The 25654-nt window shown below is 43.6% G+C and carries 26 protein-coding genes; 25 read left to right on the top strand and 1 reads right to left on the bottom strand.

Annotated features, from left to right (window positions below):
* Positions 1–12: 12 nt before the first annotated feature.
* The 18 genes from FOT42_RS17330 (at position 13) to FOT42_RS17245 (ending at position 17633) form a co-directional block, all read left to right on the top strand.
* Positions 13–231 carry an SHOCT domain-containing protein gene (locus FOT42_RS17330; RefSeq protein WP_036385889.1) on the top strand — a complete coding sequence of 73 codons (219 nt, stop codon included), beginning with the start codon at positions 13–15 and terminating at the stop codon, positions 229–231.
* Positions 232–270: 39 nt separating this feature from the next.
* Positions 271–486, top strand: coding sequence for an SHOCT domain-containing protein (locus FOT42_RS17325; RefSeq protein ID WP_036385890.1), 216 nt, complete (start codon positions 271–273; stop codon positions 484–486).
* A 39-nt stretch (positions 487–525) separates the two neighbouring features.
* Positions 526–972, top strand: a complete 447-nt coding sequence (locus FOT42_RS17320; RefSeq protein ID WP_036385892.1) for a hypothetical protein — start codon at positions 526–528, stop codon at positions 970–972.
* A 74-nt stretch (positions 973–1046) separates the two neighbouring features.
* Entirely contained in the window at positions 1047–1322 is a 276-nt protein-coding gene (locus FOT42_RS17315; protein WP_036378938.1) for a DUF5676 family membrane protein, read from the top strand.
* Positions 1323–1468: 146 nt separating this feature from the next.
* Positions 1469–2263 (top strand): AlbA family DNA-binding domain-containing protein, encoded by a 795-nt coding sequence (locus FOT42_RS17310; RefSeq protein WP_051947114.1) that lies wholly within the window; start codon positions 1469–1471, stop codon positions 2261–2263.
* A 4-nt stretch (positions 2264–2267) separates the two neighbouring features.
* Positions 2268–2981 (top strand): lycopene cyclase domain-containing protein, encoded by a 714-nt coding sequence (locus FOT42_RS17305; protein ID WP_036378939.1) that lies wholly within the window; start codon positions 2268–2270, stop codon positions 2979–2981.
* 28 nt (positions 2982–3009) lie between these two features.
* A complete protein-coding gene (locus FOT42_RS17300; RefSeq protein ID WP_036378941.1) occupies positions 3010–3468 on the top strand; it encodes a universal stress protein in 459 nt (152 codons plus the stop codon).
* Between the two features lie 119 nt (positions 3469–3587).
* Positions 3588–4952: an NAD(P)/FAD-dependent oxidoreductase gene (locus tag FOT42_RS17295; RefSeq protein WP_051947539.1), complete on the top strand. Its 1365-nt coding sequence runs from the start codon at positions 3588–3590 to the stop codon at positions 4950–4952.
* A gap of 22 nt (positions 4953–4974) precedes the next feature.
* Entirely contained in the window at positions 4975–6285 is a 1311-nt protein-coding gene (gene nhaA, locus FOT42_RS17290) for a Na+/H+ antiporter NhaA (protein WP_226789940.1), read from the top strand.
* A complete protein-coding gene (locus FOT42_RS17285) occupies positions 6282–7295 on the top strand; it encodes a type II glyceraldehyde-3-phosphate dehydrogenase (protein ID WP_036378943.1) in 1014 nt (337 codons plus the stop codon). Before nhaA ends, FOT42_RS17285 begins: the two co-directional genes overlap by 4 nt.
* 9 nt (positions 7296–7304) lie before the next feature.
* Complete coding sequence (locus FOT42_RS17280) at positions 7305–8366, top strand: class I fructose-bisphosphate aldolase (RefSeq protein WP_036378945.1); 1062 nt, start codon at positions 7305–7307, stop codon at positions 8364–8366.
* Positions 8367–8382: 16 nt separating this feature from the next.
* Positions 8383–9753: a dicarboxylate/amino acid:cation symporter gene (locus FOT42_RS17275; RefSeq protein WP_036378947.1), complete on the top strand. Its 1371-nt coding sequence runs from the start codon at positions 8383–8385 to the stop codon at positions 9751–9753.
* A gap of 10 nt (positions 9754–9763) precedes the next feature.
* Positions 9764–11455: an alpha-amylase family glycosyl hydrolase gene (locus tag FOT42_RS17270; protein WP_036385900.1), complete on the top strand. Its 1692-nt coding sequence runs from the start codon at positions 9764–9766 to the stop codon at positions 11453–11455.
* Positions 11456–11501: 46 nt separating this feature from the next.
* Positions 11502–12395 (top strand): alpha/beta fold hydrolase, encoded by an 894-nt coding sequence (locus tag FOT42_RS17265; protein WP_036385904.1) that lies wholly within the window; start codon positions 11502–11504, stop codon positions 12393–12395.
* 43 nt (positions 12396–12438) lie between these two features.
* Complete coding sequence (gene glgP / locus FOT42_RS17260; protein WP_036385906.1) at positions 12439–14979, top strand: alpha-glucan family phosphorylase; 2541 nt, start codon at positions 12439–12441, stop codon at positions 14977–14979.
* Between the two features lie 24 nt (positions 14980–15003).
* Positions 15004–15225, top strand: a complete 222-nt coding sequence (locus FOT42_RS17255; protein WP_036378951.1) for a hypothetical protein — start codon at positions 15004–15006, stop codon at positions 15223–15225.
* Between the two features lie 14 nt (positions 15226–15239).
* A complete protein-coding gene (locus FOT42_RS17250) occupies positions 15240–16538 on the top strand; it encodes an acetate/propionate family kinase (protein ID WP_051947116.1) in 1299 nt (432 codons plus the stop codon).
* 126 nt (positions 16539–16664) lie between these two features.
* Positions 16665–17633 (top strand): 6-phosphofructokinase, encoded by a 969-nt coding sequence (locus FOT42_RS17245; RefSeq protein ID WP_036385910.1) that lies wholly within the window; start codon positions 16665–16667, stop codon positions 17631–17633.
* 198 nt (positions 17634–17831) lie between these two features.
* Here the strand turns inward: FOT42_RS17245 and FOT42_RS18365 are convergent, their stop codons facing one another.
* Positions 17832–17978: a hypothetical protein gene (locus FOT42_RS18365; protein WP_226789939.1), complete on the bottom strand. Its 147-nt coding sequence runs from the start codon at positions 17976–17978 to the stop codon at positions 17832–17834.
* On the opposite strand from FOT42_RS18365, the gene FOT42_RS17240 reads away from it, so the two are divergent.
* From FOT42_RS17240 to FOT42_RS17210, 7 genes are read left to right on the top strand one after another with little or no spacing between them, the layout of a single operon-like run.
* A complete protein-coding gene (locus tag FOT42_RS17240; RefSeq protein WP_226789938.1) occupies positions 17977–19998 on the top strand; it encodes an MFS transporter in 2022 nt (673 codons plus the stop codon). The genes FOT42_RS18365 and FOT42_RS17240 overlap by 2 nt on opposite strands.
* Complete coding sequence (locus FOT42_RS17235) at positions 19995–21077, top strand: site-2 protease family protein (RefSeq protein WP_036378954.1); 1083 nt, start codon at positions 19995–19997, stop codon at positions 21075–21077. Before FOT42_RS17240 ends, FOT42_RS17235 begins: the two co-directional genes overlap by 4 nt.
* A complete protein-coding gene (locus FOT42_RS17230; protein WP_036378956.1) occupies positions 21077–22357 on the top strand; it encodes an MgtC/SapB family protein in 1281 nt (426 codons plus the stop codon). Before FOT42_RS17235 ends, FOT42_RS17230 begins: the two co-directional genes overlap by 1 nt.
* Before the next feature lie 22 nt (positions 22358–22379).
* Entirely contained in the window at positions 22380–23375 is a 996-nt protein-coding gene (locus tag FOT42_RS17225) for a 2-hydroxyacid dehydrogenase (RefSeq protein ID WP_119647140.1), read from the top strand.
* Between the two features lie 25 nt (positions 23376–23400).
* Positions 23401–24231: a universal stress protein gene (locus tag FOT42_RS17220; RefSeq protein WP_036378961.1), complete on the top strand. Its 831-nt coding sequence runs from the start codon at positions 23401–23403 to the stop codon at positions 24229–24231.
* Positions 24232–24244: 13 nt separating this feature from the next.
* Positions 24245–24799 (top strand): potassium channel family protein, encoded by a 555-nt coding sequence (locus FOT42_RS17215; RefSeq protein WP_051947117.1) that lies wholly within the window; start codon positions 24245–24247, stop codon positions 24797–24799.
* Positions 24792–25631, top strand: coding sequence for an ATP cone domain-containing protein (locus FOT42_RS17210; RefSeq protein ID WP_036378964.1), 840 nt, complete (start codon positions 24792–24794; stop codon positions 25629–25631). Before FOT42_RS17215 ends, FOT42_RS17210 begins: the two co-directional genes overlap by 8 nt.
* Positions 25632–25654: the final 23 nt, after the last annotated feature.

Here is a 25654-nt window from a genome sequence, read left to right as displayed (position 1 = left end):
CAAATTAAAAATATGTTTTACAAAGATGGATTTTTTTGGGGCATGCACCTGATCTGGTGGGCCATTTGGATTGTGGCATTGGGCTGGATTTTCTTTGCCCCAACCAGTTCCTCCTATGAAGAGATTGAGGGAGATGACCCACTAATGTTGCTCAAAATCCGCTTCGCGAAGGGCGAGATTTCCAAAGAAGAATACGAGCAATCTAAGAAACTTTTACAATCGGACAAATAGTCCGAAAACAAGTAATGTATAACCTTTAAAACTAAAACTATGCATTTTTTCGACGGACATTGGGGCGGCATGCACGTCATCTGGTGGGTCATATGGTTGATCCTCTTGATATGGATATTCTTGGTGCCATATGACATCCCTTACAGAAAATCAAAGAAGGAAGACCCACTTTCAGTTCTAAAAAAGCGCTTCGCCAATGGCGAAATCTCTAAGGAGGAATATGAAGAATCAAAAAAGATCTTGAAATCAAATTAAGGAATGTAGGGCAAATATTAATTACTAAAAAAAGTCAAAATGAAGATAAAAGTTTATAAGACAGGCATAATGGTATTGGCTACTTTACTCATTTCGGCCTGCTCACAAAAACAGGGTAGTTCTGTAAAGGATATGCTCGAGGACCACTCTCAGCAAGAAGAGGTATTGTCCGCACTTGTCGAAAATCACGATCTGGGCAAAAAATACATTGCCAACATGATGGATAACGACCATGCCATGGGAATGATGGTGGACGAACTCGTAAAAGCAGCAGCAAAGGATACCATACTAGCGAACAAATTGAGCGATATGATTACTAGATATCCTGACCTTATGCTACTGACCACCCACCATTTTATGCCGGTCATTGCTTCGGACAGCCTTTTGACCGATTCTTTTTGTGATCACACGTTAGAACACGAGGATCTCGCCAAGGCCATGCACAATAAAATGGAATACAAAAAGAGCCTTGAGCGCAACCATTGACTCCAACTTTGGTTTTTGCACATGAACAAACTCATAAATGAATAATAACAACAATAAACATTAAAACAAGAATCATGAATCGTATCAATGTAAAAAAATTCGGTTTTGCCATGGGGCTGACCGCTGCAATCCTCTACGCCGGCTGCATGATTGTTTTGGCGACAGCAGGACAAGAAGGAAGCATAACCTTTTTCAACAGCCTGCTGCACGGCTTGGACACTACCAGTATAATACGGGTAGACGTGCCAATTTGGGAGGCACTTATTGGCATTGTCCAGACATTTATCATTGCTTGGCTCACAGGTGCCCTGATTGCAGCATTTTACAACACACAGATTAAGAGTAGATAATCTGAACAAAAGATCGGAGAGACTTTTTAGGAACCGGTGTCGCATCGACCACAGGCAATTTGTTGGCGGAAAGTGCCAAAGAACTGAGCAATTGACAATAGAATCCCGGAATTGAACCTAGAGTACAACCATATAAAGTAGAATAAGTGAATAGTACTGCAAGAAATATCAAAACAATTTTCACCCAAACGGCAATATGGGGGGGCATTTTCTATTTCCTTGTCCATCCTTTTACCATGGTGCTCTATTGGTTTGAATTTAGCAATACACCATTTTCATTTTCCCTGTTTTGGGACGTCTTAAAGTCGCAGTTTTTAGAATCTTTCACTTTTGATATGAGAGGGATGAGCGTCTCGCTTACAATCCTTGGCATTTTCCTAGGGATAGTTTCCGGTCTATTTTTCATAACCCTCAGGCGAAAGAACAAGCTTATAGGCACACAACAGCAGTTGTTACTGCGTGATTTAGAAGAATTGATAGAGGCGGGTGAGAATGAACGGGTAGAATTCAAGTCATCTATTCGTTACGATTATTTTAGGAAAACCACGAACCGCGAACTGGAACTAGTCATTGCCAAGACCATCACTGGTTTTATGAATGCAAAAGGTGGAAAATTGATCATTGGCGTTGACGATGATGGCAACATTGTGGGCCTTGAAAAAGATTTCAAGACCCTAAAGCACAAGAACAAAGATGGATATGAGCGTGAAATTTTCAGGATAATTTCAACACAGTTAGGTCACGAGGCTTGTTTTAGCAATCACATTTCATTTTACAAATTAAATGGTGAAGATGTGTGCGTAATAGCTGTCGAACCTTCTAAAAAACCAATCTATGTCAGCGATACCGAAAATACAACCTTTTATGTCAGAACGGGGAATGCCACCTACCCCTTGACGGTCAAGGAAGCGGTTGATTATTTAGAAACCAGAAAATTATAATCTTATGCAATACGTTTGGTTTATATGGTCCCTTATCATACTGGCCCTTTGGGGCGTGGTCTATCTTTTGAAGAAGGATTCCCGTAAAGAAATGTTGAGGATGAGTTGGATAACCATGCCCTTTGGGCTAACCGAGCCGCTGTTCGTTCCCGAATATTGGCACCCGCCATCGCTCTTCGATTTGGCGATAAAGACCGGGTTCGATATTGAAAGCATCATTTTCTCTTTTGCCATCGGGGGTATTGGCACCGTACTTTACAATCTTATTTTCAAGCGAAGGTATGTTAAAATACCGCATACCGAGCGTAACCATTATAGACATAGGTTGCATCTATATATCCTTTTCGTACCGGCGGTCGTGTTTTTGATATTGGCCCTTTTCACTCCCATGAACCATATTTACTGTGGAATATTGGCCATGTTCTTGGGTGGAATGGCCACGTTATACTGCCGCCCAGACCTTAAGACCAAAATCTGGATAAGTGGATTTCTGTTCACGGCATTGTACTTTGTTTATTTTGGAAGTATTCTCCCGTTTTACCCCGACTACGTAACATTGTTTTGGAATCTGGAAAACCTGAGTGATATTCTAGTGGCCGGCATACCAATCGAAGAGCTTTTGTTCGCTTTCACTTTTGGCATGTATTGGTCAGGCCTCTATGAGCATTTGTATTGGAGAAAATTAATCAACCCAATTGTTTTGAATCAAAATTTTTAAGTTAAGTCTATAAATAAAAACGAAGAAGATGAAAGTATTACTCGCAATTGACGGCTCTGAATTCAGCAAAGATGCCATCGATGAACTAGCGGCAATGTCGCTGCCAAAATTAGTTAAAATACATGTTCTAAATGTTTATGAAAATCCAATGTTAACTGTACCAGGGGCTTTCCCCTTAAGTGGTATCGGCCATTATAAAGAAGAAGCCATGTCAAATGCGAAAAAATCGGCTGAAACCATCGTTAACAATGCTGCAAAGTCGTTAAAACAAAAGAACGGCAAGTTGTCGATAACGACCAATATTGTAGAAGGGTTTCCCAAAAATGCAATCTTGGAAAAGGCAACTGATTTGGAGGTGGATCTTATCGTATTGGGATCACAAGGCCATGGCGCATTCTCGCGCTTTTTGCTTGGTTCGGTCGCCCAATCCATTGCCATGCACGCGCATTGTTCTGTTTTGATTGTCAGAAAAAAACATCAAAAATAAAATATGGCCACTTACAATGTGACAGGATAAATTTTGTCCGTAGAAAAATAAAAGAGCAGATCATGGGAAATCAGAATACCTGCATATCAAAGAACAATACCGATGCCAACTGTGAAGTGATGGAGTCTGTTTGTTTGCCCAAAACATTTTTGCCGCGTATAGTGGTTGTGGGTGGTGGCTTTGCAGGGCTGGCCCTGGTAGAAGGCCTTAAAAACAAGGAGGTACAGGTCGTGCTGATAGACCGTAACAACTTCCATCAATTTCAGCCCTTGTTCTATCAAGTGGCCACCAGCGGTCTTGAACCGGACAGTATCGTATTTCCCTTCAGAAAACAGTTCAAGGGCTATGGTAATGTGAGCTTTAGGTTTGCCGAAGTGACGCAAATCGAACCCGCTTCCAACACAGTTGTAACAGACAAAGGCAAGCTCACCTACGATTATCTGGTCTTGGCCACCGGAACCAAGACCAATTTCTTCGGCATGAAAGAGGTGGAACAAAACAGTCTTGGTATGAAAGACATCAAGGACTCGCTAAACATACGTCATATGATGTTGCAAAACTTGGAGCAGGCAGCCATAACCTGTGATGATGAAGAACGCGATGCGCTGACCAATTTTGTGATTGTGGGCGGTGGCCCGGCCGGTGTCGAAATGGCAGGTGCCTTGGCGGAATTCTGTAAGTACATCCTTCCAAAAGACTATCCCGAGTATCCGAATAGCATAATGAACATCTACCTGATCGAAGCATCGGACGAACTATTAGCCTCAATGTCCAACAAAGCCTCGACAAAAACACTTCGGTATCTAAAAAATCTAAATGTGCAAGTGTTGTTGAACGAGGCCGTGAGCGGTTACGACGGTAATGTGGTATCTACCAAAAGTGGAAGGAAAATCATGGCGAAAAACCTGATTTGGACGGCAGGTGTAACAGGCCAGGTTCCAGCGGGCATCAATCAAAAACATATAATTAATGGGAACCGTCTAAAAACGGATACCCATCTAAAAGTGGAAGGCATGGATAATGTTTTTGCCATTGGGGACATTGCCGGGGTAATCACCGACGAGACCCCTAAGGGCCATCCACAGGTAGCCCAAACCGCCATTCAACAGGGCGGTCATTTGGCCAAAGTGCTATTGAACACCGTTCAATCAATGCCTTCCAAACCATTTAGGTATAAAGATAAAGGTTCATTGGCCACAGTTGGTAAAAGAAAAGCGGTCGCTGATTTAGGAAAGCTCCACTTCGGCGGGTATGCTGCCTGGCTTTTATGGTCCGTGGTTCACTTGCTTTCCATCAGCGGGTTTCGAAACAAATTTTTGGTGGGCTTCAATTGGGCCATCAGTTATTTTACCTACGAAAAAAGCAACCGGGTAATCATAAGAAGTTTCAAACGTGATGCTTATATGAAAGCCTCCTTAAAATATAGTTCCAATAATGAATGGGAAAAGGATGTAAATCCCAAAAAATCCAGCATTGATGCCTAGCCATTATTCAAATAACAGTATTATGAAATTCTTCGGCAGCTCGATCAAAAGACTGCACAACTATGGCATTGTGCTCTTTATCACTGTTGTTATTGCTATGGTGTGGGCCAACTCGCCATGGAAGGGATATTATGTCGGCCTAATGCAAACCGAATTTGCCTTTAGTGTGGGTACATTTCAGCTATCTGAGTCGCTACTGTTATGGATCAACGATGGCTTAATGGCACTATTTTTTATGCAAGTCGGTCTAGAGCTGAAACGTGAAATAATCGGTGGTAAACTGTCGTCCCCAAAGGATGCAATACTGCCCATCGGTGCAGCAATAGGTGGTATGGTGCTCCCTGCCATTATTTATTTTATGTTCAACAACTCGGGCGAGGCTTCCAATGGTTGGGGCATTCCCATGGCCACGGATATTGCATTTTCATTAGGGGTTCTGGCCCTTGTCGGAAAAAGACTTCCTTCGACCTTGAGGGTTTTTCTTATTACACTGGCTATTGTGGATGATCTAGGTGGTGTCTTGGTCATTGCCCTCTTTTATACCTCAGGTATCTCGCAGATGGATCTACTCCATGGACTATTGTTCTTCGCGGCTTTGATAATTGGTAATTATGCGGGAGTAAGAAGCACATGGTTCTATGCCATTATTGGCATCGGTGGTGTTTGGTTGACCTTCTTTTTTTCAGGGGTACATCCAACCATTGCCGGGATTCTGACCGCATTTGCCATTCCTGGTAGGGTAAAAATTAAGGAGACTACCTTTTTAGAGCGTTTAGACCGTTTACATAAGAGATTTCAAGAAACCAAGTCCATAAAGGGGACGCTTATCTCAAAAACGCAATTGGAGATATTGGAGGATATAAAGACTGCAAGTTCCGAGGCCGAAACTCCACTCCAAAAATTGGAAAGGACTTTAAACCCAATAGTGGGCTTTGTAATTCTTCCCTTGTTCGCTTTGGCAAATGCAGGAATACATCTTCATGGAGATTTGCTGAAAGTACTATCCAGCCCGGTTAGCTTGGGGATTGGTCTAGGTCTCATTTTTGGCAAGTTTATCGGTATTACTGCTTTTTCAAGACTACTCGTTGCATTTAAACTCGCCAAGCTTCCGGAAAACGTGAATTGGAAAATGATTTATGGTATAGGTTTTCTTGGCGGTATCGGTTTTACCATGTCGTTGTTTATAACCGAACTGGCTTTTACGGACGAGTCCCTAATATTTACGGCCAAGGTAAGCATCCTATTCGCTTCATTGACAGCGGGGGTAATGGGTGCTCTATTATTATACAGAAACAGAAAACAATTAAGAACAGTTAAACATAAAAGAACATGAAAAACATTGCAGTAGTAGGATACGGAGTTATCGGGAAAAGAGTGGCCGATGCCATTAATGTACAAGATGATATGAGCCTTATTGGGGTTTGTGATGTCATCAGCGATTGGCGCATACAAAATGCGGTGCGAAAAGGGTATGCAGTTTATGCGGCCACACCCGAAGCCGAAAAAGAAATGAAAGCAGCCAATATTGCCATTGAAGGAAGTATGCAAGACATTTTAGAAAAAGTAGATCTTGTAGTGGACTGTACGCCAAAGAACATCGCCGCGAAAAATGTGGAAATATACAAAGGGCAAGGGATCAAGTTTATCGTACAGGGAGGTGAAAAACACAAGACCACAGGCCACTCCTTTAGTGCCGAGAACAATTATAGCACTGCGGTAAATCTAGATGCTACCCGGGTGGTTTCCTGTAACACCACATCTATCTTAAGGACATTGACCGCTTTAAAAAAGGCAGATCTATTGGATTATGCACGGGGAACATTATTAAGAAGGGCGACCGACCCATGGGAAAGCCACTTGGGCGGCATCATGAACACCATGGTGCCGGAAAAGGACATCCCGAGCCATCAAGGTCCCGACGCGCAAAGTGTCGATCCGGATTTGGATGTCATTACTTCTGCGGTCAAAGTTCCCGAGACTTTGAGCCATATGCATTACTGGAACGTTAAGCTACGAAAAAAAGCCTCAAAGGAAGAGGTGTTGAACGCCCTCAAAACCTCAAGTAGAATCAAGTTCATTCACTATGATCAAGGCTTGGTCTCCAACAATACCATCAAAGAAATGTTTTTGGATATGGGTAGGCCTTGGGGCGATATGTACGAGGTGGCCCTATGGGAAGACATGCTCAAGGTTGTGGGCGATGAACTTTTTTATGCCTACGTGGTCGATAACCAAGCGATTGTAATCCCTGAGACCATTGATGCCATTCGGGCCCTCACGGGTATTGAGACCGATGCACACAGATCCATCGAAAAAACCAATGCAAGTTTAGGAATCGGATAAAATTTCATTATGAAAACTTATGATAACATAGTCGCGCATTTAGGGGACAAAGCATCTTTCTATTTAGATCATGTAAGCCAGAAGGTCACCAAAGATGAACTGCAGTTGCCCGATAAGAATATTGTGGACAACGTATTCGTCAATAGTAATCGAAATCAACAAGTACTCCGAAGCCTTTCGCAATTATATGGCCATGGTAATCTGGGAGGTACGGGGTATCTCAGCATTTTACCGGTAGATCAGGGAATCGAGCACAGTGCCTTATTTTCTTTTTACAAGAACCCCGATTATTTTGATCCCGAGAACATTGTAAAGCTCGCCATCGAAGCCGGTTGCAACGGTGTGGCCTCCACTTTTGGGGTGTTGGGCCTTTGTTCTCGGAAATATGCGCATAAAGTCCCCTTCATTGTCAAGATAAACCACAATGAATTATTGTCCTATCCCAACACTTATGACCAGAACCTGTTCGGAAAAGTCAGGGAAGCGTGGAACATGGGCGCGGTTGCAATCGGGGCTACCATTTATTTTGGGTCCCAGGAAAGCAATCGACAGATAAGGGAGATTGCGGAAGCCTTTGCCGAGGCCCATAGCCTTGGTATGGCCACAATTTTGTGGTGCTACACCCGCAACGATGCTTTCAAAACAGACAAAGAGGACTATCACACCGCCGCGGATTTAACGGGTCAGGCCAACCATTTAGGGGTAACGATACAGGCCGATATCATCAAACAGAAGTTGCCCACGACCAATTTTGGTTTCAAGAACCTGAAATTCGGCAAGTTTGATGATGCCATGTACGAAACACTGACCACGGAGCACCCCATAGATCTATGCCGGTTGCAGGTGGCCAATTGCTACATGGGCAAAATAGGTTTGATAAACTCAGGTGGCGGTTCACAAGGCGAGTCAGATATGTCGGATGCGGTCAGAACTGCGGTCATCAACAAAAGGGCAGGCGGAGCAGGATTGATCTTAGGGAGAAAGGCCTTTCAAAGACCTTTTAAGGACGGTGTGGAATTATTGCATGCCGTGCAGGGCGTTTACCTTGAAGAAAGAATAACAATAGCATAAGTCATCTGATAAAAGAATGCTGGATACGGAAATAAAATCATTAAAATCATTAAACCACTACCTACAAAGGTTGGTTGAGAACCGGCTTTGGCTCAAAGTTATCATTGCTTTGTTTCTTGGTGTTGGAGTAGGCCTGTTGTTAAGTCCCCAAAACGGTTGGATCACCAAAAGCACCGCCGATGTTCTGGGGAATTGGCTGGCCCTGCCGGGCATGCTCTTTTTGAAATTGGTCCAGATGATCATGATACCACTGATTGTGGCCTCCATCATCACCGGCATAGCGAGTAACGACAAGGAAAATCTGAAAAGATTGGGCGGGGGCGTACTCTTATATTTTATATCGACAACGATTATATCGGTAACCATAGGTACGGTTCTGGCCTTGATCTTTAGACCGGGAAAGTTTCTCCACCAACAGGCGGAAGTCGATCATGCAAATGCTTTGGCCAATACGGACGAAAGTACGGAACTGTCGTTTGGAATAAACGATATACCGAATGTCATTACCGATCTACTGCCTGAAAACCCATTGGCCTCGATGGTCAGTGGTGAAATGTTGAGCATTGTGATTTTTACCATTATAATCGGGGTTGCCGTATTGTCGCTGCCTGACGATTTGCTCAAACCTGTCAAGCTGCTCTTGGGTGCCGTACAGGAAATCTGCATGACCGTGGTCAAATGGGCCATGTTGTTGGTACCCATCGCAGTATTTGGTTTAATGGCGCAACTTACATCCAGTGTTGGTCTAAACTCCCTTTCAGGTTTGGGCTTTTATGTGCTCGTGGTACTGATAGGGTTATTCCTTTTGGTCGGTGTTTACCTGTTATTGGTAAGTCTATTGGGCCAGAGCAATCCGTTTAAATTTTTGAAAAAGATCACGGATGTTCAACTATTGGCATTCTCGACCACGAGTTCTGCCGCAGTAATGCCCCTTTCCTTAAAAACAGCGGAAGAAGAGCTCAAAGTGAACGGCTCCATCAGCAATTTCATTATTCCGATAGGGGCTACCGTGAACATGGATGGAACAGCACTTTACCAAACCATAACGACTTTGTTCATCGCTCAGGCTTATGGCCTTGAAATGGGCCTTCTGAATATTATTGTTGTCGTGGTCACCATAGTTGCCGCCTCCATCGGCACCCCTGCCATACCCGGTGGCGGTGTGGTGATTTTGGCTTCCGTTTTGTCAAGTGCCGGAATACCGGCTGAAGGCATTATCATAATTATAGGGGTGGAGCGCTTGCTCGGCATGTTCAGAACTGCGGTCAATGTTACCGGTGACCTAACGGCCTGTATGGTTTTCAACCGTTTTTATGGAGCAAGATCACAAGAAAGCAAAGAGGTAGATATAACTACAAATACACCATATTCCAATGTGAATGTTTAAAAACGAGATGATGTTAAAATCAATTGAGGAAATAGAACTTTCACCACGCCCAGACAAGAAATATTGGGTAAACTGCCATAGGGAATGGCGTGAGGAGATCATTTACTTTCTTATGGTTGACCGGTTTCATGATAGCAATGCACGGCACTCAAAGAATTTCGATATCCGGCACCCTGGTTTCGGGAATGAAGATCAATTGCGAAAGCCCTTTGGCGGTACTCTTAAGGGGATCATCAACAACATTGACTATATCAAAAACTTGGGCTGTACGGCCATCTGGCTAAGCCCCGTGTTTGAAAACAATCCAGAGTCCTACCATGGCTATGCCATTCAGAATTATATGGATGTGGACAAACGCTTGGGCACAAAGAAAGACTTGGAAAAACTCGTTGACAAGGCACACGGGCTTGATATACGGGTCTTTTTGGATATCGTTCTGCATCATTCTGGCGATAATTGGTCCTATCCCTTTGATTACAGCTATTATTATTTCAAAGGAGAGCGTTTTCCGTTGGGTGATTGGCGAGAAAAGGACAGACCGATACCCCTTGAACTGAGAAATCCCGAAATGTATAACCGTAAAGGGCAGATCAAGAATTTCGATGCGTATCCCGAGACCCAGGAAGGCGACTTCTTTACCTTAAAAACATTTCGGAACGATGGTTCCCCCGCCAGTGAAGACTTACAGGAGCTACTGGCCAAAATCCATTGTTACTGGATACGTGAGGTGGATGTTGATGGTTTTCGTTTGGATGCTGTCAAACATATGAAAGGGCAGGATACCAGCCGTTTTTGTTCGAGGATTCGGGAATATGCTTACTCTTTGGGCAAAAGAAACTTTTTCCTGTTCGGTGAAATTATCGGCAACGATGAAATGAGCAATCCCTATATAGGCCCTAAAGTACTGCCTGAAGACCGTAACATCTATTATGGGCTTGATTCTATCTTAGATCACCCCCTGCACAGTGTCCTGGCGGAAGTGATAAAGGGCAATTCATCACCGAACCTATTGATACGGCGCTATGAAGAACTGCGAAAGAATGCCCTTCACCGTGGCGAGTATGGCGAATTTCTGGTGACCTATATCGACGACCACGACCAGGTTGGGATGGATTTTAAGCACCGCTTTGGCCACAATGCCGCTCCCGAGCAAATTGTTGCGGGCATGGGCTTTCTCATTTGTGCCCTTGGCGCTCCATGTATTTATTACGGTACCGAACAAGGTTTTGAGGGCAACGGTACTGATGATCGGTATATCAGGGAGGGCATGTTCAATCCCGATGATAAGGAGACCAACGTATTGAACCAAGGGTCATGGCTATTCAAGAGAATTTCGTTCTTGGCACATCTTAGGCAAAGGGAAGCCATTCTAAAATTCGGTAGAATGTATTTTAGGGAAACTTCAGAAAATGGGCTCGATTTTCGGTTTCCAGATTGTGAACAATGTCTTTTGGCATTTTCAAGGATCCTTTATCAGGGCGAGATACTTGTCGTCTATAATTCTTCTCCAAAGAATACCAAAGAAGGATACGTAACCATAGATAACGCTATCAACAAAGAAAATCTTCTAATGGAATGTATCTATGGGAACAAGAAAAAAGTCAAAATCGAAAAAAACACAGCTTTAGAAACCGATCGCCTTTTCATCAAGGTAAAACTAAGACCCATGGAGTTTTTGATCTTCAAGAACAATTGGGTGTAAGAAAAAACGAGGTCGGGTTCGACATAGGATAATGAAACATGCAATGATGAAAATAGCGAAAAAGACCTTTTGGGCAGTATTGGCGATTGTGGCACTCATCATGTCGGTAGCGGGATACCAATACCTTACGGTCGCCGTAGCTCCTGAATATGATCCAGAAACCATGCCCTTGAACTATGAAATAGTGGGTTCGGGAGATAAAAACATGGTCTTGATCCATGGTCTGGCAGGTTCAAAAAACTATTGGAAAAGGGGTTTGGAACAAATTACCGGAACGCATAGACTTCTTTTGGTCGATTTGTTGGGCTTTGGCGACTCTCCCAAGCCCCAAAGCGAATATACCCTCGAAATTCAACTTACGGCCCTTGAAAAGGTCATCTCGGCAGAGGGGTTTGACAAAGGAGGGAGCCTTATTGTCGGTCATTCCATGGGAGCCATAATATCGCTGGCATTATTCGAAAAACATCCTAACTGGTTTAAGGGAGCGACCGTAATCGGCTTTCCCGTCTTTGAAAGCAGGGATCAATTTTTGGAACAGATGCCCGATGGTTCTTATTTTGATACGCTCGCCGTAGGCCGATATGGAAAATTGTTCTGTATGCTACACCCCTTATACATTGTTAAATGGTTCAAGCCCGAAAATCTGACCGATGACGTTTTTAAGGACTCAAAAAAACATACTTGGCAGAGCTATTACAATTCGTTGAACGAAGTAATTCTCAACACAAATTTATTTGTACTTGCCAAAAACATACGTGACCGGAAGATCCTCTTTATCCAAGGCACAGTCGATAAATTGGCACCCTACGTAAATGTAGAGAATTTTGCAAGTCTATTTACCAAGAGTAAGTTAATGCGTGTGGAGAATGGTGACCACCAACTCTTTCTAAAAGAGCCCTTTAAGGTTTGGAAAGCGATAAGCGATTTTTTTGATCATTAACCGCAATGAACAATATTGGAAGAAATGTAAGGACAAAATGAAAATGAAAGAACAAAAAAATCATATTGATCAACTCTACGGATTGATACACACTGATGTCGAGGGAATCGATGACCTTTTGGAACTTGCCCTGAACATTCGCTGGTCATGGAACCATGCCTCGGATAAACTATGGCAACAATTAGACCCCGAACTTTGGAAACTTACCCAAAATCCATGGGTAATCTTGCAGACCGTTTCACGCGACCGGCTTGAGGGGCATTTGAACGATCCAGAATTCCGGGCGAAAATCAAAAGCCTTTTGAATGAGAACGAAAAAGCACTATCGGCCCCGAACTGGTTTCAACAAAACTATGCCAAGACCCAGCTTAAGTGTGTTGCCTATTTCAGCATGGAGTATATGCTGAGCGAGGCACTGCCCATTTATGCAGGCGGCCTGGGCAACGTGGCCGGAGATCAGTTGAAATCGGCAAGTGACCTGGGCGTACCGGTCGTGGCCGTGGGGCTACTCTATGCCAAAGGGTATTTCCGTCAGGAAATCGACAAATTTGGCTCACAAAATGCCTTGTTCCCGCACAATGACCCAGGGCAATTGCCCGTTACGCCCTTACGCCTACCCAACGGGGAGTGGCTTCGCATAAAGGTATCGTTGCCCGGTCACCCGCTATGGCTAAGGACATGGCAGGTACAGGTAGGAAGGTCAAAGCTATATCTATTGGATAGCAACGATGCCGCCAATTTGCCCCTCCATCGTGGTATTACCGACGAGCTATATGGAGGTGGCCCCGACCATCGCATAAAACAAGAGATTGTTCTGGGTATCGGGGGCTACAAATTACTTAAGGCCCTGAATATCCAGCCAGAAGTGTGCCATATGAACGAAGGCCATGCAGCCTTTCTCGTGCTGGAACGTGCCAGCGATTTTATGAAGATGAATGGAACTTCTTTTGAACGGGCACTTGCCGTTACCCGGGCAGGCAACCTGTTTACCACCCATACAGCGGTTGCTGCCGGTTTTGATCATTTCAGTCCAATGCTAATGGAACAGTTTCTTGGCCAATACGCCAAAAACGAATTGGGTATCGATTTCAATGACCTGATGGCCTTGGGCAGGGCAGATTCCAATAATCATTGGGAGAGCTTCAACATGGCCTATCTGGCCATTCGCGGTAGCGGTGCGGTGAACGGCGTCAGTCGTTTACACGGCGAGGTTAGCAGAAATCTTTTTCGAAATCTCTTTAAGCGATGGCCGATACAAGAAATACCTGTTGGCCATGTCACCAACGGGGTTCATATGCCCTCTTGGGATTCTGAATATGCGGACAAGGTATGGACAGCAGCCTGCGGAAAAGATCGCTGGCGGGGCGAACTCGATGACCATTCGGCACATATTTCTAAGCTATCCGACGGAAAACTTTGGGAGTTTAGGAACCAATCCAGAAATCGTCTTGTCGATTTTATAAGGGAAAGGTTTGAGAGACAGGCAATAGTCTCGGGCCTACCATCTGAAGTGGTCGAAATCGCCGACCAAGTTCTTGACCCGGACACATTGACCTTGGGCTTTGCCCGCCGGTTTGTGCCTTACAAAAGACCGGATCTCTTATTGTACGATCCCGAACGTTTGGTCCGAATTCTGACCAATTCGGAACATCCGTTACAATTGGTTTTGGCCGGCAAAGCGCCCCCATTTGATGAAGCGGGAAAAGGGTTGATACAAAAGTGGGCGCAGTTCATCCAACAACATAATTTGTACAGGCATGTCCTTTTTCTAAGTGATTATGACATGCTGTTGACGGAAAATTTGGTCCAGGGCGTTGATGTATGGCTCAATACCCCGAGACGGCCCTGGGAAGCCAGTGGTACCAGTGGCATGAAAGTACTTGTAAACGGTGGCCTCAACTTATCGGAACTGGACGGTTGGTGGGCCGAGGCATTCACCCCAGAAGTGGGCTGGGCATTGGGTGATGGACAAGAACATGGTGATGACCCTGCTTTGGATGCTGCCGAGGCGATAGCTTTATATGAAATTCTGGAGCAACAAATAGTACCCGAATTTTATTCACGTAACAAAAAAGGCATCCCTGAACAGTGGGTAGGGAGAATGCGAAAAAGTATGGCGACCCTAACGCCCCGTTTTTCGACCAATCGAACGGTAAGGGAGTACACAGAACAATTTTATCTGCCTGCAGCAGAAAAATACAAGAGGCGTGCGGCAAAAAAGGGAGCTGCTGGAAAAAGGATTTTAGACACGCAAAACGAACTTATGAAAAGATGGGATACCATAAAATTCGGAAAAGTTCAGATTGAAAGTGAGCGCCATAAACATCATGTTAGAGCACCCATTTGGCTGAATGGTATTGACCCCAAGCATATTCAGGTAGAACTTTTCGCAGAAGGTGTTAACGGCAAAACGCCCGAAAGAAACACGATGAAATTTGATTGGATGGGCGAAGAAGGGGAACATAACTTTTACGCACAGGTAATTACTGACCGGCCAATTGATCACTACACGGTTCGTATTGCACCGAACTACGAAGGTGTATCCGTACCGTTGGAGAATAACTTGATATTATGGCAGCATTAAATCAAATTTCAAATAATCGGACAAATGAAAACACTGGAATATCACGAAACCATATTAAAAAAAGTCAGCTTCGACAAGAGGTTGTTGAGGATGGAACTGAAAAAGGCGGTCCGCAATACCACGTCTTTCGAACAGCCGGCCCTTCTTGAATGGTGCGGAGAGCACCTTGGCGAGGAATACAAAAAGATGGCCGCCGAATTTATGGAAAACAAGAGCTGTGCTTTTGAAGATAACGATAACCAATAAAATCACAAGTTAAAATGTACCTGCAAAACCCACTCCTTTTAACAATCAGTGCCGGACCATCAAATATTAGGTTCACAATGTATGAAATGGCAGAAAATCCCGTGAAGGAACTTTTTGGTGATATTCGTCACCTCGGATCCGGCAAAGAGGTTTTCAGGGTTACCCATGTTAAAGGCAATGAAAGGGAAAATTCACGGATATACGCTCCTGGCTTTTATCAAGCGACCGTTTTTTTAATAGGTTGGCTAAAAAACCAACCCGGCTTCGATCGTATTGGTTACATAGGACACAAGATAACATATGGATTGAACTATCCTGGGCCGAAAGTAATCGATACCGCCCTATTGAACGAACTGAAACAGATTGCCGACTATAATATTCCTAACTGTCTTTCAACTGAGATTGAGATTGTTGAAACGTTCACAATGCGATTTCCGGCATTACAGCAGGTAGCTTTTTTTGATACCAGTTTTCTGGTGAACCTGCCCAAGGCTGCCAAGATACCCCCTTTCATTCCAAGGCATTTTGAACGGGCACGCACGCACGGGCATGGCTTTCATGGGCAATCGTTTTCCCATATCATGATGGAACTTAAAAAAAGGATAGGTATTCAAAAAGCCGATGGAAGGCTCATTCTTGCACATCTTGGCAAAGAGGCCAGTATAACTGCCGTCAAGGAGGGCAAGAGCATAGATGCCGGCATGGGGTTTACACCACTGGGGGGGTTCGTCATGGGTACAAGAAGCGGAGATTTAGATCTTGGCGATTTTGCGCATTTACTGAAAAAAGAACGGATGGGGTCAAAACAGCCCAACAGCTTAACAGATGATGAGGGCGGTTCGCCAAAAATCTCCGAAACAAGTACGAATATGCTTGATTTACTTTTAAAAGAAGATGTTGACCGAAGGGCAGCGGAAGCTGTAACTTCCTTCTGCTATCAAGTAAGAAAGTGGATCGGGGCGTTTACCGCTGTCTTGGGCGGTTTGGATGTGCTGGTTTTCTCGGGTGACATCGGTGAAAATTCCCCAATAATACGATCCAGGATTTGTCAAGGACTTGACTTTTTAGGTATTGGGCTCGATGAGGGACAAAACAGAAAAAATTCATCTAAAATCTCTAAAGAGCAAAGTAAAGTGCTGGTCATGGTAATTCATGCCGATGAAGAATTGGTTATTGCAGAGAGCTTGGCCAATCAATATTTTAAAGATAAAAGTTATGATAAAGTAATTTCACCCCAAAAGAGGGGAGGGCAAAAAAGGCCAAGGGTTTCCACTCGAAAAAATATTGACAAATTCACCATATGGGATGGGTAAAAAGAATATTCCGGTTTCCCTGTTCCGGTCCGGTGCTAAATATCCGTTTGTCAGAACGAAGCGTTGAAAACCGGGCTGGGTGATTTTCTTGTAATATACCTGTAAAAAATTATGAAGAATAAGAGTATGAAGACTATTAAACACATAGGCGTATTCACATCTGGGGGCGATTCCCCGGGAATGAACGCCGCCTTGCACGGGGTGGCCAAAACGGCTGAGATGAACAACCTAAGGCTCAGCGGTTTTAAAAAAGGTTACGAAGGCCTAATCGACGGTGACCTAGTACAGTTGGATTCCAGTCAACTGAAAAAGAACGTTCACAGAGGCGGCACATTGTTGAAAACAGCAAGGAGCAAGCGGTTTTTGACGCTGGAGGGAAGACAACGAGCTATGCAAATTCTTGAAACGAACAAGGTCGATGCCCTGATTGCTATTGGTGGTGATGGCACCTTCAAAGGGCTATTGGCATTTTCAGAAATCTGTGACCTGCCGTTCTTGGGCATTCCCGGCACCATCGATAATGATCTGGCAGGTACCGATTTTACACTCGGTTTCGATTCTGCAGTGAACACCGCAATTGAAAACATTGATAAGATCAGGGATACGGCGGAGTCCCATAATCGAATATTTCTGATAGAGGTAATGGGCAGGGACTGCGGGTATATTGCCATCCATTCCGGATTGGGTACGGGTGCAGATGCCATTTTGATACCTGAAAGTGGGCATGACTTTACTCAATTGTTGGAAAAGGCGGGAAGCTACGATCGTGAAGAGGCCTTTGTTGTGATTGTTTCAGAAGGGGATGAACTAGGGGTCGAGCCGGCAGCCAAAAAGATAAAGGAAATAAACCCTGAAGTGGACTTGCGCATTGCCAAACTGGGCCATGTACAACGCGGTGGAAACGCCTCGGCATTTGATCGAATGTTGGGCATACGGCTCGGCACTGCTGCCGTAGAGGCACTTTTACATGGAAGAAAGAATGTCATGGCGGGAATCTTGAACAACCAACTGAGCCTTACCCCGTTTGACCAAGTGGTAAAGGAACATCAAGTGAACGATGAACTGCGGAGTCTCTTGAAAATTTTCGGAAGCTAAAATTACAATGAAAAGAGCGTCGACCAACATAGCGATTATTTTCTTGCTGACTGCGGCTACCATAGTCTTCGAGATAAGTCTGTCAAGACTGTTCTCGTACCTTCTTAGTTTTCATTTCGTCCTCATTATCATTGCATTTTCCATACTGGGTTTGGGTATTGGCCAGATCACGTATGCCAAATATTCCAAGATGATTAATCATTCATGGCTTTGGTGGATGGCACTACCGTCCGTCACGATGTTTCTCAGTTTTGCCCTTTTGCTCAGCCTTTCACAACTGGGCGTTTCGTCGTCCACTGATTTTGGCCTGCCCATTTTTATATTCTTGTCAACTATTCCGTTCATGGCCATCGGAATAGTCTATGCCCATATTTTTGAAACGGATAATCGGCACTTGTCAACCTTATATGCCTTAGACCTTATAGGGGCGGCCACAGGTGCACTCACCTCCGTTTTTTTGCTCAACACGTTTGGCTTGGCACAGGTGGTGGCGATTGCTATAGGGTTACTGCTGCTGGCCCTGGTAGTAGCCTTGATAGCACACAAGAACCGTTATTCAAAAATACTGGGCCCCTTAGTGCTTGGCGTTATTTTTCTAATGGGATTTGCAAAAGATGCCCTGAACTTCACTATACCCGTTGCCAAAGACCCGTCCAAGGATTTGTACCGATTGATGGCCAACCCCGCTTTTAAAAGCGAAAAAATCGAAAGCCGCTGGAGTGCTTTTGGTCAGACGGATCTTGTAAAGTTCACATATCCTGATGGTACCGTGTCCAAATCAATGTTTATAGATGCTGCTGCGGGAACCAAAGTTATCGATATCGATGAACTTGCAAAGGATACTGTTAAAATGAGAAAAGTATTATCCGGATTTCCGGCCGTATTTGCTTTGAACTTTTTAAGCGAAAAGGAAAAGGATTCGGTGCTGATAATAGGTCCCGGTGGTGGAATAGATATTGCCACAACATACTTCATGGGCTTTAAATATATCGAGGCAGCAGAGGTCAACCCTTCCTTTGTAGCATTGATGGAAAAATACAATCCCTCTACCTTCCTCGATAAGGAGAACATAAAGGTACATGTGAACGAAGGAAGAAATTTCATAATTGAGAACAAGGGAAAATTTGATGCCATCATATTGACCATTCCGGTGACCAAAAGTTCAAGGGGCACCGATTTTTATGGACTTACCGAGAACTATCTGTTCACCATGGAGGCACTTGCCGATTATTTGGATGGTTTAACGGAAGACGGGGCCATCTATTTTACGATGCACGGAAGGCAGGAGGTATATAAAATGTTGGCGAACTTTTTGGAGCTCCAGGATCGGATGGGGGTCAATCAAATAGAGGCGTTAAAAAAGGTGTATATCTATTCCGACGAAATGAACCCTGTATTGGTCATTAAAAAGAACCCTTTTGAACAAAAAACAATGGAGGAGGCACATAATACCGCACACTATTATGGATTGGACAAGGAGCCGTTTTATTTTCCGTATATCAGACAGGAAAGTTTGGACACCATCGTGCAGAACGTAAACTATCAATGGTTCATGTTCGACAAACTGTTGTACGATATCTCCAACGGATCTTATGCGTATGATGAACTTTGGAAAGCCGCTTCCATAAACTTGAGTCCGGTTTCCGATGATTCCCCCTATTTTTTTAATTACAACAATGGCCTACCCGATGCCATGACCACCCCTTTATGGCTTGGTCTGTTCATCATCGGGTGGTTCATTTTCAATCATATGAACGGATGGAAATCGGTCTCTTTTTCAGAAAGCACCTCTTTATATATACGAAGAAAATTTAGGGCCTGGGCACTCGTTTCCTTTTTGTTGGGGTTCTCATATATCCTCGTACAGGGATATCTTTTTCAGGTACTCAACTTAAAACTTTCCAATCCATCACAGTCTTTTTCATTGCTGCTTTTTACATTTTTGTTGGGCAATGGCTTGGGCAGCCTTGTGACGGGGGCTTTCAAAAAAAATCTTTCCCGAAAGCTCATCACATACACGGTCTTGGTTATTTTGGTTTCCTTACTAACCGTTTACGTACTGCTCCCTATATGGTATAAACAACTATCTGAATTCTGGATCGCCCTATTTTTGCTGCTTCCGTCTTTCTTTATAGGAATCCCTTTTCCGGTATTGCTGAAAAAGGCCTCCTCCCTGAAAGAGAAGAAAAGCATTCCCTATTTATTGGGTATATCAAGCGTGGCAGGCGTTGCCGCCTCGATCTTTGCCGTTGTCATTTCCATCCTTTACGGTTATAGATTTGTATTCCTTCTTGCCCTGTTAGGATACGGTTTGGTGATAGTGCTGGCGTACAGATCAAAAACCCTTAAAATACAGAACACATGAAAAAATGGTCCCTCTTTATTGGAAGCTATGCGGGCATCAAGGTCTTCGTCCACTGGACGTTTTGGATCATTGTCGGATGGATATTCATGATGCATTTTGAAATGGGCCATGGTTGGACAGAAGGCATAAAGGGAGCATTTTTCATCATCGTTCTCTTTGCCTGCGTTGTCCTACACGAATTTGGCCATGCGCTCGCGGCCAAAAAATATAATATCCCAACGCGTGATATTACGCTCTATCCCATTGGTGGCGTCGCCAGTCTCAATAGAATGCCGGATAAACCTGCCCAGGAACTGGTGGTGGCACTGGCCGGCCCTGTAGTAAATATTGTGATTGCCGGGACCCTTTTTGTTCTTCTCTACGTTAACGATGAACTGTTGCCAATTTCGAAAATAGACCACATGAGCGGTGAAGATTTCTGGTTTAACATCATGGCTGCGAATTTGATCCTAGCGGTCTTTAATTTGATACCAGCTTTTCCAATGGACGGTGGAAGAGTGTTGAGGGCACTATTGGCATTCAGGTTAGATAAGCTGAAAGCAACGACCATTGCCGCACGGGTAGGCCAGTTTTTAGCCATAGTATTCGTTTTTCTTGGTTTTTTCTCTAATTTCTGGTTGGTTTTTATTGGCCTGTTCATCTATCTAGGTGCCGGAGTCGAGCAAATGCACGAAAGTGGCAAATCTGCTCTGGTCGGATTTACCGTAAAGGATGTTTTGATTGCACAATATACCTGTTTATCGCCCACGGAAACCTTGGGAAACCTGGTGCAGATATTGCAAAGTACCCAAGAAGAGGTTTTTTTGGTCACAGAAAATAATCATGTGCATGGCGTGCTGACACGAAAGGACCTGATCAAGGGGCTTTCCTCATATGGCAATGATTCCTATGTATCCGATCTTATGAGAAAAGATTTTGTAACAGTAGACACAAATATGCCCCTACAGCAGGTGTACGAAAAGCTCATGTCTAACAATTCCCAGTTTGCCACGGTCTTGGATGACGGGCAGCTGAAAGGAATTGTGACCCTGAAAGGAATTAATGAAATGATAATAGTTACAAGGGAAAGAAAAAAATAATGCAAACACATCAAAACATAAGTGAGCTATTAAGCCCCTACATTCTGGGGGTACTCCTAAGCACGGGTATAGGTCTTATCCTTGGACTGGAAAGGGAATATGACAAGCTAAAGGATGAGCAGGGGTTTGCCGGTATTCGAACATTTCCGATAACGGCCATAATCGGTTTTATGTTGGGCAGTTTGAACGAGACTTATACCTCTTGGCTTGTCATTGTTAGTTTGGCGACCATTATTTTGTTCTTTGCCATCAGCCATTTGTCCATTGTGCAGAAACATTCCATGACCGGTAATACCACAAATCTCGCTTTGATTGCCACATTTATTCTTGGTGTTATGGTTTCGGGCCATTTGTACAAAGAGTCTATTGCCACGGCCGTAATTGTGGTTACGTTGTTATCGCTAAAGACCACCTTCCGCTCGTTCATAAAGAATATCACATCCGAAGAACTGTTTGCCTTTATCAAATTCTCAATCATTGCACTTTTGATATTACCGTTTCTGCCCGATAAGGATTATGGGCCAGAGGGCCTTCTGAACCCTTTTGAGATAGGGGCTATTATAGTCATTGTTTCCTTTTTGAACTTTATCGGCTACTTTTTGGTCAAATATGTTGGATCAAAAAAGGGAATCTTGTTGACGGCTATTCTGGGCGGTTTAATATCGAGTACGGCGGTAGCTTGGATCTATGCCTCCAGAAGTAAGGAGTCTCCCGAGCTTTCAAAAAAATACGCAGCGGGTATCATTATAGCATCGGCGATTATGTTCCCTAGACTTGCGGCTCTTGCCTATATTTTCAATATTGCTATCCTGAACTATCTTACAATTCCCTTTGCCCTGCTTACGGTGGTCTGTCTCGTAGCTTCCCTGCTTTTGATACGGAAGGATGACGATCAGCCGAACACCGACATCAATTTGGGAAATCCACTTAACATCTGGAATGCGATCGGTTTTGGCGGCATCTATGTGGCCATCCTGTTCTCGGTTTTTTATGGAAACAAATTTTTTGGCGAAAGTGGTCTTTATTATTCGGCATTGATAGCAGGTTTGGCCGATACCGATGCCATAACCATCAGTATGGCAAAATTTGCCTTGCAGAATGAAAAGCTGATTTTGGCATCGAATGTCATCATTGCAGCGACCCTGAGCAATATGACCGTGAAATTGGGCATTGCCTTTTTCAAAGGCTCTCAAAAAACAGGGCGACTAGTGGGCTATGCCTTTGGGGCGGTCGTCCTTCTTGGCATCCTTTATATTGTACTTAATTCTTGGATAAATTGAGATTTTAATAGCAGAAACCAAAATGAACACAACAGTATATAGCACACACAAGTTTGAAGAACATTATCTAATTCAAGCAAATAATAATAAACATCAATTAATACTACTTGATGTTCGATTGACAGAAGAAACGGCTGTTCTAGCTAAAGGTTCTAAAACAGTTAGCTTATTTACAGGTGATGATGCCTCAAAGAATGTACTAAAAAAACTAAAAGCCATTGGCGTAGAAAATATCGCATTGCGTTCGGCTGGTTTTAATCATGTTGATTTGGCAGCAGTTACCGAATTGGACATAAAAGTAGCTAGGGTTCCTGCCTATTCCCCATATGCCATTGCCGAACACACCATAGCGTTGATACTTGCATTGAACAGAAAACTGGTTAGGGCCCACAATAGGGTCAGGGATATGAATTTCTCGCTGAACGGACTCACAGGGTTCGACCTGAACGGCAAAACGGTCGGGGTATTGGGCACGGGAAAAATTGGTGCGGTCCTGGTCAAAATACTATATGGTTTTGGCTGTAAGATACTGGCATACGACCTAGAGGAGGATAAGGAATTGAAAGAAATGTATGGTGTACGATTCACTGACTGCCAAACACTCTGCAGCGAATCGGACATCATAAGCCTCCACGTTCCCTTAACCCCCGAAACGAGGCATATCATCAGTGCCGAACAAATCGAACGCATGAAAAAAGGGGTAATGCTTATCAATACGAGCAGGGGCGCGCTGGTCGATACCAAAGCGGTCATAGAGGGACTGAAATCAAGGAAAATCGGCTATTTCGGTATTGATGTGTATGAAGAGGAAGAAGGGCTGTTCTTTGAAGACCACTCCGACGAGATTTTACAAGATGATGTAATTGCCCGATTAATGACCTTTCCCAATGTCTTGATTACCAGTCACCAGGCTTTTTTGACCAATACGGCTTTGACCAACATTGCTGAAACCACCATTTATAACATTGATTGTTTCGAAAATGGAACCGTTTCAGGAAATGAAATAAAAACGAAGTGAAACAACCCATAAAATCATAGTTAAGATGAAAAACATATTGGTACCCACAGACTTTTCAGAGAACTGCAATAAGGCGGCGGAGTTTGGAATCAAGATGGCCAAGCTCTTCGAGGCAGAAATCCATTTTTTCCATTTGCTGAAAACACCGGTGGATTGGGTAAAATTGGATAAGCAAAAAGAAAAGCGATATCCGGAGACCCTCAAAAAAATTGGGGCAGCAAAAGCCTCATTACGTGCATTGGAAAAAAAGGCCGAACAAGAAAACCTGAAATGTCAGACCTTTTTGCAATTTCAGGTGGACCAGGAAAACATACTGAAACATTCTGGCCATTATGACCATGATTTCATTATTGCGGGCAGTAGTGGCACCAAGGGCATTGTACGGGAACTTTTGGGAAGCAACGTCGAACGTTTGGTAAGAAGATCTGATGTTCCGGTCATTGTGGTAAAAGAAGATGATGTAAGGTTTCCTTTCAAGGATATCGTCTTCGTTTCAGATTTTGTGGAGGATGTGGGCAATGCCTTTAAAGAGGTACTATCCATCGCAGTAAAATGCAATGCAAAAATTCACCTTTTGCGCATCAATACAGAATCGGACCGTAACAGTATTGCCCTCGGCCTAGACCCTATTCGAAAGTTTTTGGAGGGTTTTCCCAAACTCAAGAATTTCTCTATGAACGTCTATAACGAAATGACGGTGGAGACGGGCATCAACACTTATTTGAAGCAAAACAAAGCTGACCTGATCGCCATGCGCACACATGGCAATACAGGTTTTTTGAGTTTGTTCTCAAAAAGTATAGCTGAAGGGGTTGCAAACCATTCATCACTGCCGGTAATGACTATCAAAATTTGAAAAGTATAACACTATGTCCGATAGCTTAGGTCAAATACGAGAAATAGCCTTCTACAAATTATTGTTGGACAGAACGGTATTGCCCCTGGTTACCATTTTGGGAATAGGCATCCTGTATGTCGTTTTGATGTCGATGATAGACCACCCCTCTTTTCCATTCCACATAATTATCGTTGCGGCAGCACTTGGAAAGACCATTGTGATAACGGCAACTACCCTGAAACGCTTGTCAAAATTGATCAAGATCTGTCATTCATTGGAGAGATTGCTTTGGGTTTTTGGATTGATTATCATCATTAGCATTTTCTCCTATGCGACCGACTATGCTTGTCTTTTCCAATTTAACCATACCACATTTGAAGGCGTTCCTGATTATTCGAACTCGTATCTCTACAATTTGTATCACTTTTTTTATTTCAGTGTGATCACATTTTCAACGGTGGGCTACGGCGATATTGTTCCTACTTCAGACGTAGCCAGATTTGTTGTCATGCTCGAAATATTCCTAAGCTTTTTCTTGGTCGTCTTTGCTTTGGCCAATATTAAAAAAATACACATTAATGGATAAGATAACAATTATAAAAGCAAGCGGCGAGAAGGCACCTTTTCAAATGGAAAAAGTAAGGCGGTCATTGGAACGGGCCGGTGCGAATGAAATAACAATTAATGAGATTGTCAAAAATATTGAGGACATCGTTTTCGACGGAATGACCACCAAGAAGATATATCAAATGGCCTTTAAGATGTTGAAAAGGAAATCTCGGGTAAGCGCATCAAAATACAAACTCAAAAAAGCGCTGATGGAACTGGGGCCTTCAGGCTACCCCTTTGAAAAGTTTGTCGGCAAATTGCTGGAACACGAAGGATTTCAGACACAAGTCAGTAGCATCATACAGGGAAGCTGTGTGACCCATGAAGTAGATGTCATTGCCCAAAAGGATAAGAAACATTATATGATTGAATGCAAATACCATAGCGACCAAGGCAGGTTTTGCAATGTCAAGATTCCACTATATATACATTCAAGATTTTTGGATGTCGAAAAACAATGGGAAAAACAGCAAGGCCACAAAACAAAGTTTCATCAGGGTGGAGTGTACACCAACACCCGTTTTACAACTGATGCTATACAATATGGCACCTGTGTTGGGCTGATGCTTACAAGTTGGGATTATCCGGAAGGAAACGGTCTGAAAGAACGCATAGACAAATCCGGCCTACATCCCTTAACCTCTTTAACAACCTTGACGAAGGCCGAGAAATCCAAATTATTGGATAAAGGCATTGTGCTCTGCAAAGAGCTTCACGAAACACCTACTTTGCTAAATGAAATCGGAATAGATAAAACAAGGCACAAAAAGATTTTGGAGGATTCCGAAGCACTGTGCAAAAACCATTAAAAAAATAAAATCTTAAAAATAAC

Source organism: Flagellimonas hadalis (genome assembly GCF_007785775.2).
In the GTDB taxonomy this organism is placed as follows: domain Bacteria; phylum Bacteroidota; class Bacteroidia; order Flavobacteriales; family Flavobacteriaceae; genus Flagellimonas; species Flagellimonas hadalis.
This window is presented reverse-complemented; position numbering and strand designations above follow the sequence as displayed.